Source organism: Fibrisoma montanum (genome assembly GCF_003583365.1).
Classification (GTDB): domain Bacteria; phylum Bacteroidota; class Bacteroidia; order Cytophagales; family Spirosomataceae; genus Fibrisoma; species Fibrisoma montanum.
This window is the reverse complement of record NZ_QXED01000007.1, coordinates 262070-276158: the sequence shown is the minus strand read 5'-3', so window position 1 is coordinate 276158 and position 14089 is coordinate 262070. Positions and strand designations below refer to the sequence as shown.

The 14089-nt window shown below is 52.5% G+C and carries 15 protein-coding genes; all 15 read left to right on the top strand.

What is annotated here, in order from left to right; genetic code table 11:
- Positions 1-65: 65 nt before the first annotated feature.
- On the top strand, positions 66-3899 hold the full coding sequence (locus tag DYU11_RS23685) for a PVC-type heme-binding CxxCH protein (protein WP_119670204.1): 3834 nt from the start codon (positions 66-68) through the stop codon (positions 3897-3899).
- Between the two features lie 236 nt (positions 3900-4135).
- The gene (locus DYU11_RS23680) at positions 4136-4363 is read left to right on the top strand and encodes a hypothetical protein (protein WP_119670203.1); all 228 of its coding nucleotides are present in this window, start codon (positions 4136-4138) and stop codon (positions 4361-4363) included.
- Positions 4344-4766, top strand: coding sequence for a putative toxin-antitoxin system toxin component, PIN family (locus DYU11_RS23675; RefSeq protein ID WP_119670202.1), 423 nt, complete (start codon positions 4344-4346; stop codon positions 4764-4766). Before DYU11_RS23680 ends, DYU11_RS23675 begins: the two co-directional genes overlap by 20 nt.
- 431 nt (positions 4767-5197) lie before the next feature.
- Complete coding sequence (locus DYU11_RS23670; protein ID WP_119670201.1) at positions 5198-5596, top strand: DUF6559 family protein; 399 nt, start codon at positions 5198-5200, stop codon at positions 5594-5596.
- Between the two features lie 192 nt (positions 5597-5788).
- Positions 5789-6229, top strand: a complete 441-nt coding sequence (locus DYU11_RS23665; RefSeq protein WP_119670200.1) for a DUF5990 family protein — start codon at positions 5789-5791, stop codon at positions 6227-6229.
- Positions 6230-6341: 112 nt separating this feature from the next.
- The gene (locus tag DYU11_RS23660) at positions 6342-7208 is read left to right on the top strand and encodes a helix-turn-helix transcriptional regulator (protein ID WP_229365995.1); all 867 of its coding nucleotides are present in this window, start codon (positions 6342-6344) and stop codon (positions 7206-7208) included.
- Between the two features lie 86 nt (positions 7209-7294).
- The gene (locus DYU11_RS23655; protein WP_119670199.1) at positions 7295-7669 is read left to right on the top strand and encodes a VOC family protein; all 375 of its coding nucleotides are present in this window, start codon (positions 7295-7297) and stop codon (positions 7667-7669) included.
- Between the two features lie 8 nt (positions 7670-7677).
- Positions 7678-8043 (top strand): TfoX/Sxy family protein, encoded by a 366-nt coding sequence (locus DYU11_RS23650; protein ID WP_119670198.1) that lies wholly within the window; start codon positions 7678-7680, stop codon positions 8041-8043.
- 121 nt (positions 8044-8164) lie between these two features.
- A complete protein-coding gene (locus DYU11_RS23645) occupies positions 8165-8680 on the top strand; it encodes a putative immunity protein (RefSeq protein ID WP_119670197.1) in 516 nt (171 codons plus the stop codon).
- 173 nt (positions 8681-8853) lie between these two features.
- Positions 8854-9321, top strand: coding sequence for a helix-turn-helix transcriptional regulator (locus DYU11_RS23640; RefSeq protein ID WP_119670196.1), 468 nt, complete (start codon positions 8854-8856; stop codon positions 9319-9321).
- A gap of 114 nt (positions 9322-9435) precedes the next feature.
- A complete protein-coding gene (locus DYU11_RS23635; RefSeq protein WP_119670195.1) occupies positions 9436-9963 on the top strand; it encodes a DUF4199 domain-containing protein in 528 nt (175 codons plus the stop codon).
- Between the two features lie 184 nt (positions 9964-10147).
- The gene (locus DYU11_RS33070; protein WP_147368023.1) at positions 10148-10534 is read left to right on the top strand and encodes a hypothetical protein; all 387 of its coding nucleotides are present in this window, start codon (positions 10148-10150) and stop codon (positions 10532-10534) included.
- Between the two features lie 297 nt (positions 10535-10831).
- Positions 10832-11287, top strand: coding sequence for a hypothetical protein (locus DYU11_RS23630; protein WP_119670194.1), 456 nt, complete (start codon positions 10832-10834; stop codon positions 11285-11287).
- A gap of 232 nt (positions 11288-11519) precedes the next feature.
- The gene (locus DYU11_RS23625; protein WP_119670193.1) at positions 11520-12380 is read left to right on the top strand and encodes a sterol desaturase family protein; all 861 of its coding nucleotides are present in this window, start codon (positions 11520-11522) and stop codon (positions 12378-12380) included.
- A gap of 49 nt (positions 12381-12429) precedes the next feature.
- The gene (locus DYU11_RS23620; RefSeq protein ID WP_147368022.1) at positions 12430-13956 is read left to right on the top strand and encodes a S41 family peptidase; all 1527 of its coding nucleotides are present in this window, start codon (positions 12430-12432) and stop codon (positions 13954-13956) included.
- Positions 13957-14089: the final 133 nt, after the last annotated feature.

The following is a 14089-nucleotide window of genomic DNA, read 5'->3' as shown; positions in this document are numbered from 1 at the left end:
TTTTAGGGAATAGCTATTGCGTCTCCACCCCGACCGCCACAAACCCTGCCTAAACCGCCCTGCTCATGAAACCTATTCTGTTTGTTCTGTCCGTGGTGATTGTCAGCCTCGGCTGGATTTCTCAACGAACCACAGCGCCCAGGCCCGGTCCGAAGCCCGCCCTGCGGCTGGTTCAGGACGAAAAAGCGGGCACCATTTCGGTCTTCCGCACGGGCGGAAAGGAACCGATCGTCACCCAGAACGCCAAAGCTGATTTCCGGCCGTATCTGCACCCCATCGTAGCCCCCGACGGCAAAGGGCTGCTGACCGAATACAGCCCCGGTCACCACAAGCACCAGACCGGTCTGTACTGGGGCTTCACCCGCGTGAACGGCCGTGATTATTTCCACCATCCGCAGGGCGACTACTGGCGACGGGTATCGGCGAAGATCATCAAAGCGAGCGGACCGGAGGTAAAATGGCAGACCGTTTACGACCTGCTCGATTCGACGGGTAAGGCGGTGCTGACCGAAACCCAGACCTGGTCGATGCGTGAGCAGCAGGGAAAATACCTCCTCGATCTGGAATGGAACGGCGAAGCAAAAACCGACGTAACCATCGGCAAGTACGACTACGGCGGCCTGTTTCTGCGGATGCCCTGGCGCGAGGGGATCAAGGGGGAGGTGATCAATGCCGCCCGCCAACGCAATGAACGAGCCGAAGGGCAACGCGCCATGTGGGTTGATGTGGGTATGCAGGTCGAGGGACGTAACGACCTGGCCCATATTGCCATTTTTGACCATCCCCAAAACAAAGGGTACCCCAACTACTGGCGGGTAGACAGCCAGCTTGGTATTGGACCCGCCCGTGCCCGTAAGGAGAACTGGACCATCAAGGCCGGTGATACGGAAGTGATTCGTCACCAGATTGTGGTCTATACGGGCACCCTCAACGACGTAGAGCTGAACAAAACCTGGGGCGAGTTCACCGGCGACAATTCGACGTATTCAACCGCGGCCCTGTGGGGAATCGCGCAGCAGGAAGCATTGCAGGCCAAATTCCTCACGCCCGAAGACGCCGTGGCCAGCATGACCCTGCCGAGTGGCTTCAAGGCGAACGTCTGGGCGTCGGAGCCGATGATGACGCAGCCGATGGCCTTCTGCTGGGACGATCGTGGGCGGCTCTGGGTAGCCGAAAACCGCGACTACGAATCGCGCGGGCATGGGTTCTCCAACGCCGGGAACAGCCGCATCCTCATTCTGGAAGATACGAACCACGATGGCGTGGCCGACAGTAAAAAGGTCTTTCTGGACAGCATTCCGTTTCCGGCGGCTCTGGCCGTGGGCTTCGATGGTCTGTTCCTGGGGGCACCACCCAACCTGCTTTTCGTGCCTGACCGGAACGGCGACGACGTAGCGGATAAAAATGACATAGAGGTGCGGCTAACCGGCTGGGGTATCCGCGACCGCCACGAAACCCTGAACAGCTTCCATTGGGGACCCGACGGCTGGCTCTACGGTCTCCAGGGCTTTGCCACACCGTCGAAAGTCCGGAAGCCCAAGGGCAAGGGCAAGCTCTACAAACACAAGGACCCGTTTCCGGAGGATATTCTGCAGGGCGAAGGCGTCGACATTAACGGGGGCGTCTGGCGGTACCACCCCATCAAGGACCGGTTCGAGGTGGTGGCGCACGGCTTCAGCAATCCCTGGGGCATCGACTATAACGCCAAGGGTCAGCTCGTGATCAGCGCCTGCGTGATTCCGCACCTCTGGCACGTTATTCCGGGCGGCATTTATCACCGGCAGGGCGGTCAGCATTTCAACCCCTACGTCTACAGCGACATCAGGACTATTGCCGACCATAGCCACCGGTCGGCTCACGGGGGGGCACGGGTGTATCAGTCCGACGCGTTTCCGGCCGAACACCAGGGCCGCGTGTTTATGGCCAATATCCACGAACACGCCGTGCTGTCGGACATTCTGGAACCTAAGGGCTCGGGCTACGTCGGGCACCACGGCGACGATTTTCTGCAGGCCAACAATGCGCAGTGGGTCGGTTTCAGCATGGAAGTCGGGCCGGACGGCGGGTTGTACGTACTCGACTGGCACGACGCTGATATTTGCGGCAAGGAGGTGCTGAACGGCGAAACCGGCCGTATTTTCCGGATCATGCCGACGCAGTCGCTGGCGCAGAACTGGGAAGGCCGGTACGCCGATCTGACCAAAATGGCTGACCGCCAACTGGTCGATCTGCAGACGAGCAAAAGTGACTGGCACGCCCGACGCGCCCGCGTGATTCTGCAAGCCCGGGCGGCCAACGGTAAACTGGACAAACAGACGCATGAGCAGCTCCGGACGCTGTTCCAGACGGCCACCAACCCCGACTGGCGGCTCCGGGCGATGTGGGCGCTGCACGTAACGAACGGCTTTACTCCCGCATCGCTGCAGCAGGCACTGACCGACGCCGATCCGTACGTGCGGGCGTGGGCCATTCAGTGCCTGTGCGAAGACCGATCGCCCTCAGCCGAAGCCCTGGCGGCCTTTGGCCGGATGGCCCGGGAGGATACTTCGCCGGTCGTGCGGTTGTACCTGGCGTCGACCCTGCAGCGCATTCAGGGCGAATCGCGGTGGAAAATTGCCGAGGGGCTGCTAACCCACGGTGAAGACACGAACGACCATAACCTGCCTAAAATGATCTGGTTCGGTGTGGAGCCGATGGTTAAGGAGAATCCGGATCGGGCGCTGGCGCTGGCCATGAACAGCAAACTTCCGCTGGTGGCAACATTCATCGCCCGTCGGACGGTGGATGCCGATCAGGTGAAGCTGCTGGTAACGGCCATCGGCAAAGCTGCCAAACCCTCGGTCGCCGTGCTCGAAGGCCTCCGCGACGGACTCGAAGGCCGGTATGACCTGACCGCCCCGGCAAACTGGCCGGCCGTTTACGCGAGACTCAGGCAGAGCGGTCCAAACGTAGCAAAAATCAGCACCGACATTGCGCAGCAGTTCGGCGACACGGAAGTGAGCCAGAAGCTGCTTGCTACGCTGAAAAACCGAAACGCGCCGATTGAGCAGCGCCGTCAGGCCCTCCTGACGATTGCCAACCGGAAGCGGCCCGAGCTGGCCACGGAACTGCCCAATCTGCTCAACGAATCTGCGCTACGTAGCGACGCCATTCGGGCCATTGCGGGCTACGACAGCGACGCGCTGGGAAAGCTGCTCATTACGCGATACCCAACCTTTACCTCCGCGGAAAAGCTACTGGCGGTACAGACGATGGCCTCCCGCCCGAAATACGGCTGGCTGCTGACCCAGGCGCTGAAGGACAGCCGCATTCCGAAGCGGGACGTACCGACCTACGCGGCCCGGCAACTGCTGCGCGTGGTGGGCAGCGGCTTCGTGGAGGTGTGGGGACCCATTGAGCAAAGCGGGATGGACGAGAAGGCGTACAGGAAATACCAGCGCCTGCTGACCGACAAAGCCGTGGCCGAAGCCAGCCCTGGCAAAGGACGTATTGTTTTCCAGCGTACCTGCGGTCCCTGCCACAAGATGTTCGGCGAGGGCGGCATCATCGGCCCGGACCTCACCGGCTCCAACCGCGCGAACCTCGACTACCTCCTGTTCAACGTCCTGAACCCGAGTGGCGAAATCCAGGATGATTACAAGATGGTGGTCGTGACGACCCGCGACGGCCGAACGTACTCCGGCAACGTAACGGGCGAAAACGAGCGGCAGTTGACCCTCCGTGTCGTGGGGCAGGACGCAGTGATGATCAACAAATCGAACATCCAGTCGCGGGAAGTGACGCCGGTATCGATGATGCCGTCCGGCCTGTTCGACGCCCTGACCGACAGCGAAATCACCGACCTGGTGGCGTATCTACGTATCGCCGAGCCGGAGAAGCAGGCAAGGAAAGGGAAGTGAGTTTGGGGGTTTGGCAGGTTGTGGGTTGTCAGTTTGCGAATCCGCCGTTTTTAATAAACGGCGGATTCGTGTTGTTTAGTTGGGGTTATGAATAACTGCTTGTTAGACAAGTACTTGTCGGGGAAGGTGTCAAGCTATTGAGCAAATTTGGTTTGTTAAAAGCGAGAGGCAAAACTTGCGTATATTTGGGAGTTGGCTAAGCTAGTCAAAACGAACTACCTAACTGAAACAAGACTATGCGAACCGTTCAGATAAAAGTAAGCGAAACCGATTTCCAAAAGTATAATTTGGGAAGTGGTGAAATCAAATTCACTGATCTGGTAGAAACAATAAGTCGTGAATATGCACGAAAGGCACTTTTAGAATGCAATGAAATAGCCGAACAAGTCGGTCTATCTAAAATGACCATGGACGAAATAAATGCTGAAATTAAAGCCGTAAGGGATGCAAAAAGTCATTCTTGATACGAACGTTATTGTTTCGGCACTGATTTCAAATTCTATTCCGACCAGGATCTTGTACGAATTAGTCTTAACCAAAAAAGTTGAAACTTGTCTTTCAGACGAAGTTTTTGCCGAGTATATCGAAGTATTGAATAGGGAAAAATTTGCCCGCTTTGCCAACTTCAAAGCGAAAGCAGAAGTGGTACTGAACAAAATGCGCGAAATCTCAACTTTTTACAAAACAGACAGGAAAGTAGACGTTTTGACGGATACAAGTGATAATAAATTTTTAGAGCTGGCAGCGGTAAGTGCAGCAGACTTCTTGACGACAGGGAACATGCTTGACTTCGCGATGACCGAGTTTGAATACACACGTATATTGACCCCGAGAGACTATTGGGATAATTATGCTCCTAAAGAATAATTATTTCGGTTTACATTGTATTTGAAGTAAAATCACCGACCTGGTCGAGTACTTACGTACCGCTGAGCCGGAGAGGCAGGCCCGGAAAGGGAAGTGGGTTTGGTGCCAGGTAGGTTGTGGCGGTGGCTTGACGTAATAGCCAAAAAGTTGAACGACAGTCAACCAGACGAACTGGTTTATACAATTTCGGATTTCGCAAACTGGCTTACTGCTGGAATTTAGAAGCGGTAGCATGCCGGAAATGATGTACAGCACACAACCGCGTTATGCGGCAACGGTGGCAAGCGAACAAGTTTTGAACATCAGCAGGCAATTCTACATTACATTAGTGCAAGCGTGAAGCCGTAGTGCGATGAATGCCACCACCGACAGCGACACGTTCGACCTTAGCGGTAAGTTATTCCCGCACACAGTACGGTTGATGATACGATATGAGTATAAGTTGCACACCTGCGCCAGAGAACAAAAAGGAGTATATAACCGACATTGGAAGGATACTCGTCAAGGAGTATGGTAAGAAGCAGTATTACCAACCTGAAGAAGTAAAGACCGCCCACAATAAAAGTAAGTGGTATGATGGAATGGATTTTTCCTGTTGGGGCATGAGTACCTTTTCCTCACATGCAGATTTTGACCAGTATCATCAACGCACAAGTGAGCTGTGTGATTATGTTGAAATGAAAGCCGAAATGTTGCACGGACTTTCATTATCGACAGGTTCCGACATATTTGATTCCGCCGACTTTGATATTGATGCTTCCTGGTTAGACTTCGGTGATATATTTGAAGGGATAGGCGGATTTATTGGTGGCATATGTGATGTGGATTAATGGACGAAGAATTAAAAAACCATGATTCGAATTACCGCTAACACTGGTTTGCCAAAATAATGGCCAGGTGCTAACTTCAACCACAAACTAGTTAACGACGGAAGGCGTGCCAACCAGCAGGAGCATGGACTTTCGTTACTTCGGCAAGTGCCAAACCATTGTGCGTTACGAAAGCCCTTCCCCCAAACCCCAATGCCAGACTACACCCTTGCCATCAGGATCATTCTCGAAAAGCCAGCCGTTGGTATGCTGTATGGTGTGCAGAAAGGAAGTGGCAACAGCTACGAAACCCTGCATAAACAACTGGCTGATTCGGGTGATCTTGTATTCAACCTGTCGCTTCCGGTAAAAGAGAACAAAGACGGCCGACTGGTGTTGCATGGGCCACTCATTCAGGGACCGTCAACAGAACGGTTTCTTTATCTGGATATGGGCAGCTATGCCGGACAGACCAACGCACCGGCCAGCGGTCGGCTGAAAGTCCCGCTTCCAGAAATTACAGACCAAATCGAGCAGGCCGTTCGCGACGGACGTGTGATGGTGACTACGATCGCCGTTACGAAAGACAAGGATGGAAGTCCCACTACGGGAACCGTAAAACCATTTGGCGGATGGGCACTAATGAAGGCGTAAACGTACCGGCCAGCGCCTGAGATGGATTTTGTATCATGCAGATTAGCGTGCAATCTTCGGCTAGCTGCATCGATTATAGGACATTCTTCAAAACCCCGACTTTGCAAAGTTGATGAACGGCAACGGTCGCAGAAAACAGATGCCCTATATAAATGACAGCCCAATGAAACATGAAATTTTTAAACCAGATAGTGACTTGGCAACTTTCGTCAAATGCTATTGGACATTGGAAAGCCCGAAGGGAAAAACACCCGTGAGGAACACCATTGTGCCAGACGGCTGTATGAAATTGATTTTTCACTATGGCGATCCCTATAACCATCATCCCGAAAATGGAAGTTGTATAACCTTACCAAGGTGTTTTTTAATCGGACAATTGACCCGGCCTTATGAAGTAGAACCGACCGGTGAAACAGGAACATTTTTTGTTTGCTTTCACCCAAACGGGTTTTTGCCTTTTACAACCATTCCCATAAAAGAGATGGAAAATGAAGCCGTTGCATTAGAAAAATTATTCGGGAAAGACGGACTGGAAATTGAACAGAAGATTTTAAACGCCAGCTCTACTTCAGAAAGAATAAATTATATCGAAACCTTTTTAGTTAACCGATTAACTAATGCAGAAGTCGTTGACCGTATTGTTATATCTACCGTTGAAACTATCTTAACCGCTAACGGCCAACTTTCTGTTAATGAGCTTTCCAGACAAACTAATATTAACCGCCGACAATTGGTTCGTAAATTCTCATCAGCCATTGGTTTAAGCCCGAAACAGCTTTCTAAAACTATAAGACTACAAGCCGCACTCAAAAGTTTATTAACTAAAAAAGTTACGAGCCTTACTGATCTGGCTTACGAAAACGATTATTTCGACCAAGCCCATTTTATTAAAGATTTTAAAGAATTAACGGGATTGACGCCTAAAGAATTTTACGGCGACCACTTAAAAATGTCGTTGATTTTTGAGGCCAAGGAGTAGCCGTGTCCCATTTTTACAATTTTAGGCGTATAACCTGTTGCACCTTTGCATTGCGATGTTGCAACAGGTCTCAACATAAGTTACAAATGAAAATTGTAAATCCAGTTAGTTGGTTTGACATCTACGTATCTAACTTAGATCGAGCAAAAAAATTTTATGAAACGGTGTTCAACACACAGCTTGTTGACTTACCAATTGAATGGGGGAAACAAGCACTTTTTCCATTTAACCATGAAAGCGTGAACATTTCAGGTGCATTGGTTGAAAAAGAAGATAGGCTTGAAAATGGCAACAATACAATAGTTTATTTTGCTTCCGATGATTGTATTACCGAAGAAGCCAGAGTTGAAAAAGCAGGTGGAAAAATTATTAAGTCTAAAATGTCAATCGGAGCGTTTGGATTTATTTCAATACTTATTGATACGGAAGGGAATACGATTGGACTTCATTCGCAAAAGTAATTTTACGTATGTCTTACGATAGCAATCTGGCAGACAAAGTTAGAGAGTATCTTGCTGAAATACCTGAGATAGAAATTGAGGAAAAAGAAATGTTTGCCGTGCTGAATTTTATGGTAAACGGTAAAACTTGCATTTGTATACGTGGTGAAAATCTAATGCTACGGTTCGATTCAAAATTGCAGGAAGAACTTGCGGAAAAAGAAGGTTACGAAACAATGCTGATGAAAGGCAAGGAGTATAAAGGATACTGCTACATAAAACCAGAAGGGTTTAGAAAACGAACTGAATTTGAGTACTTTATGGATGTATGTCTTGCCTATAACAAAATATCTAAAGCATCAGCTAAATCGAAAAAGAAAGCAACGAACCGTTGATAGGAGCGTTCTCATCAATGGGACGGCAGGGCTTAATTGAACATTTATGTTTGATTAAGCTTTTTTGTTTAGTTGTTCCGCCATCACAACGCGCACAACCGGTAGCTCCTCAAAAAAAACCATGATTTTACCCAAGGAAAGAGATCCGCGATTCATAACCATACGGCGTGGGGGTACGTTAACCGATGCCCATCATCAGTTGCTGGCTTTGTGGGCGGCTACATGCGCCGAACATGTACTGTACTTGTTTGAACAAGCCAATGCCGACGATAAGCGCCCCCGGAAGGCCATCGAACTGACACGCGCGTGGGTAAACGGCGAGATACCCATGAAACAGGCGCACCAGGCGGCTTTTGCGGCCAATGCTGCGGCCAAAGGAATGCCCGACGCGGCTAAGTTTGCTGCCCTGGCTGCCGGCCAGGCCGTGGCGGTGGCTCACGTAGCGGCCCATGAACTCGGGGCGGCTGCCTACGCCATCCGAGCGGTAATGGCATCGGTGGCCGCCGATGAGACGGAAACCGCGGGGCTAACGGAGTGCCAATGGCAGCGGGACCAGCTTCCGGATGCCATTCGTGACCTGGTTCTGGATGACCAGCGGTTGAGAAATTACCTCTGCTGGTTTGTATTCGACTGCTGACCAAGCACGATTCTTTTCAGTAAATTAACGTAAATTACAGATAAGCATTTGAGTCATAAGAACCCGTCTTTGTCATCCAGATCCTATGGTCAGGATGACAAAAATGTCTGATGGACAAGCGTTGTTAAGCTTCGTTGTATTGAGCAGTTGTAGTAAAATTGGATCGATTGGTAATGCCGCTACTGTACAAAGCCCGCCATAGTCTCCTGTATGGCTTACTCATGGCAATTTTGGTGTTTGCGTTGAAATGGCTGCAATGGAAGTTCTTAATCGTCGATCATTCGCTGGACATTTACGTTGGGCTTATCGCCGTTTTCTTTACCATACTGGGCGTGTGGGTGGCTACGCAACTGGGCAGGCCTGCGATCCGGACGGTGATAGTCGAAAAGGCGGTGTACGTTCAGCCGGTAGAGGAGTTCAGCGTAAACGAGACAGAGCTGAAAAAGCTGAACCTGAGCAACCGCGAATATGAAGTGTTGCAGCTATTGACGAAGGGGCTCAGCAATGCCGAAATAGCCGACAACCTGTGTCTGTCGATAAGCACGGTGAAGACGCACGTTTCCAGTCTTTTCGTGAAAATGGACGTAAAAAGCAGAACGCAGGCCATTGAAAAAGCCAAGCGGTTGAAGCTCACCGCCTAGAAGCGCTCATACTTTAGTATCGGAGTCGGTCCGGCGGACGGATTTCATACTAAAGTATGAGCGCTTCGGCCTTGGTGGATGGTAGGTTTGTCGCAAACAAAACCAGGTACAGATATGAAGCGAACCGTATTGATTTTTGGGTTGGTGCTGGGCACAATCCTGTGCGTAAACATGGTCTACATGGTTAACCTATGTTACACCAACCCCGATTTTCAAAGCAACGATCTGGTCGGCTATGCCGCTATGGTCGTAATTTTTTCGATTATCTTCTTCGGTGTCAGAGACTACCGGAACAAGCAGCTTAATGGAGTCATCACGTTTGGCAAAGCCTTCAGAACGGGGGCCCTGATTGCGCTGATCGGGTCGACGATGTACGTAGTGGTGTGGCTGTTTTACTACTATCTGTTTGTGCCCGACTATCTGGACAAATACATACCGCACGTACTGAGCGAAACGGCCCGGAACGATGCCGCTGAACTGGCGGCCAAAACCCAGGAAATGCAAAATTTTAAAGAAATGTACAGGAGTCCGCTCTTTGTCGTTCTGATCACTTATTCCGAAGTCCTACCCATTGGCCTTGTCGTCGCCCTGGTCAGTGCGCTTATACTGAAAAAGAAAAATCAGCTGGAAATCAGCGCCTGACAATCGCACGCTGGTAGCCTGCGAGGGGAAACTCTGAATGCCGGTTAGTTGAGCTACAATACCAGCTTCGTTTTGGCCTTTGCTGTACTAATAAAACGCGGCCCCGGTGAAACGTACCGGCTGCGTGTTCCAACGGTTGGGCTGCTATCGGGGTCATAGCAGTATCCCGTATGTAGCTGTAACCATGAAACCCATTGTTCTGTTCTTGCTTGCTTGTTGCACGTTTGCTGTCGGCTGTTCGTCACAGACTGAGGTGTTGCCGACGGATACGTGGTCGGATGGTTGCGTTGAGTTGGCGCCCTACCAAAATGGGTACCGGCTGAATGGCATATGCTGTTCGTATATCCTGATGCCTTCCCTGCGCATTGATCGAAACCAGACCTTCGCCGTCAAAGCGAGCTACTATACCTTCAACGGCGCGGGATTTATTGACATGCCCGCGGACGTCCGCGGGGAGTTGTCTCCGGACGGGCGTACCCTGACTCTGCGCTACACGGTAAACGGGTCTACAACAACGCATACGCTCGAACCCGGTTCTGCCCGGATGGCCTGTCTATGCGGATGTGATTGAGGGCAGGTCATTTTGAACCGTCGCAAACTAGCCTGTACTGATTTGAGAATGATTAAAAAGGCGATAGCGTGCCTTTCGCGGACACTACCCCAAACCGGCACGCCGGATCGCCCTGAAGGGTTTAGCGCTGCTGATTTCACGTATTCTGGCCGAGCAGCGCTAAGCCCTTCAGGGCGATCCGGCGTACCGGTTTGGGGTAAAACTGCTATAACAAGGTTATATGATCGAATTTATAGAGAAATCCGGGTAACTATGGCGTGTATTTTGTTACTTCGGAATCATCACTGACTCAACGGTATGTTCAGGCTTCAGCATCAGCCGGGTTTCTTCGGCGTCTTTTTGATCTGTACGGGTCTCGCAGGCTGTACGCTTAATGATGAACTACCCACGTGTACGCCGGTCGAACGGGTTTCGGCGCAGAACAGTTGTTATGACCCCAGTCGCGGGCTGACGCTGATTGCATCCGGCGAAACCGCCCAGCCGGACCCCAGTCAGTTTACCTGGTCGGTGTTTACCCAGCCCGATACGTCGATGAACAGCAACCTGGCGGCTCTCCCGGAGAAAATCCTGGTCGGGACGGAGACTGTTGTTGTACCGGATTCCATTCTGAAGGATTCGCCAAAAATCATCGTCAAAGTCGAGACCAACTGCGGAGGTCGGGCGCTGTCTTCGATGTTCTTTAGCTTTGTTCAACGACAGGGCGCGGACCCGGCCTGTTTTGTCTGGCAGCGGCAAAATGGCGAAAGCCGGTAGCAACTGTTCAGGGCGGGTTACTGTCTTACCAGAGTAACCGGGCTTTCTGTCCTGAACGCTTCATCACAACCCACCGATCAATCATCCCTACCTGTCGAATTGAAACGGATACCGATCTTCCCGCATCGGGCAGTAAACGACGTGATAAACTGGGTCGGCGTGAAACACCTTTGGTATCCAGACGTTATATTTGTAATAGTGTAAGAACAAATAGTCTGTTTCAAAGAAAGCCATGGAGCGTTTGGTTAATTACTTTGAGCACATTCCATCATCGCACCGAAGCCTGATTCTGGTGGGGGGCATCACGCTCTTCTGGCTGGTCGAAAGTGCCGTGCCGCTGTTTCGCTTCAGTTACCAGAAATGGCACCATGCGGGCATCAACCTATTCTTTACGCTGACGACCATCGTAATCAACTTTGTGCTGGCGTTTATGCTGCTCCAGACCAGCGACTGGGCCGTACGGAACGGCGTCGGTCTGCTGCCATGGGCGCAGTTGCCGTTGTGGGCCGAAGCGATTGTGGGGCTGTTGGTGCTGGACCTGATCGGGGCCTGGCTGCCCCACTGGACCGAGCATAGCGTCAAATTTCTGTGGCGCTTTCACCTGATTCACCATACTGATACGTACGTCGACACGACCACCGCCAACCGCCACCATCCCGGCGAGAGCGTGATCCGGTTCGTGTTCACGGTCCTGGCCGTGCTGGTAACGGGTGCGCCGATGTGGCTGGTGTTTCTGTACCAGTCGCTGTCGGTAATTCTGTCGCAGTTTAACCACGCCAATATTGAACTGCCCCGCTGGCTCGACAGGGTGCTGGGGCTGGTGATCGTTACGCCGAACATGCACCATGTGCACCACCACTACGTTCTGCCGGTGACGAACACCAACTACGGCAATATTTTCCCATATTGGGACCGGCTGTTCGGGACGTATCACGAGATGCCCAGCAACGCCATACAATACGGTATTGATACGCACCCCGAGCCGCATGAGCATTCGCACATCGGTGGGTTGCTGAAGATGCCATTCCAGCCATACCGGCCGCCGGTAGGGGAGGTGCCGTTTAAAGAGAACGCTAACGTACCGGCAAACTGAGTTGCCGGGATTAAAACCGGTCGGCTGTTCGGCTGGAAAGGTGTTTGTCGTGAAGCCATACGTCTATCTGCTTTTATGCCTGCTGGCCAGTAACCAACTGGCGGCTCAATTCCTGAAAGGGTATAATCCGAATCGAAAGCTTTCGGTGAAGGACTTGCGGGCCGATTTCAGGCTCATGCGGGCCGCTCTCGAAGAGCTGCACCCGAGTCTGTACTGGTATACACCCCGGGACTCTATGAACGCGGCTTTCAACCAGACCCTGGCGTCGCTCAATCAGCCGCTGACTGAGCAGGAGTTCATCAACCGGCTGTACCCGCTGATCTGCCGCATCCGCTGTGGTCACACCCAACTGGAACACAGCGAGGACTATAAATCGGCCGGCAACCGCCCCCGGCTGGTTCATCTGCCGTTTGATGTGTTCGTTCGCAAAGGCCGGGCCTGGGTCGTGGCCAATACGTCGACCGATTCAACGCTGGCCATCGGCTCCGAACTGCTGTCGATCAATGGCGTTCCCATCGCCGAGATCATCAGAACCGGGCTGAATACGTGGAACGGCGACGGCTATAATCAGACCTGGAAAGAGTTCTTTCTGAACGAATACGACGTTTTTGAGGATGTTTGCTGGTGGGTGTACCGCTGGCCGGGACCGTACACCCTGAGCGTGCTGACTCCCAACGGTACGCGTCGGACCCTGACCGTTGCGGCAAAGCCCAAACCCGAAGAGCCCAAAAAAACCGATGAGCCGGCGCGTAAACTCACCGATGAGGAAGAAAAAGCCCTGGCCCGCGAAAAAGAGGAAGCGCACAAACGGAGTTACCTGAACCTGCGCCTGCTGAACGATTCCCTGACGGCCGTACTGACGGTGAACGCGCTGGAATACAACGACGAAGAATATTACCGCGAAGCGTTCCGGACCCTGACCCGCAAAGGCGTCCGCCACCTGATTCTCGACATCCGGCGGAACCACGGCGGGGATGTGCGCATCATCAACAACCTGCTGTCGTACCTCGCCGATACGTCGTATGTGTTTCTCCAGCGTGTCATCGCGAAAGTACCTAATCCCGGAAAAAACCGCTTTAAAGACCAGTTTGATTCTGACCTGACCCGCAGCTACTTCGCTACGTTCGGTCCCAGTCGCCGGATCGGGCAATGGTATTACTTCGATTTTCGGAAAGAAGTCGGCCGCATCACGGGTTACCAGCGTGTTGCCCGCCACGACCGGTTTCGGGGGAATCTGTACGTCCTGATCGACGGCGGTACGTTCTCGAACGGTGCCAACTTCGCGGCTGCGCTGCGGGTGGCTCGTCCGCGAACGGTGTTCATCGGTCGCGAAACGGGCGGTACCGAACTAGGCTGCGGAGGGGGCACGAATCAGAAACTTACCCTGCCCAACTCCAACATCGTGCTGCAGTTTCCGTGGATGCGGCTGGTCACGCCCTCGCGTAACCCCGTCGACGGCCACGGCGTTATGCCTGATTTTCCCGTTGAATACACCCCGGACGCCATCGCCCACCGGGAGGACCTCGACCTGGAAAAAGCCCTGTCGCTGATCAAACGAGAAACCAGCCTGCGGTGATCTGGCCCCCACGCCGTACTGGGTGGTGGAGCGGTCAGGTTCAGAATCTGATCGCAGGTGTTTGCACAAAAGTCACAAAGTCCCAACCTGAACAATCGCGCGGGTGGGCCGGCTCATCGACACATTCGGGGAT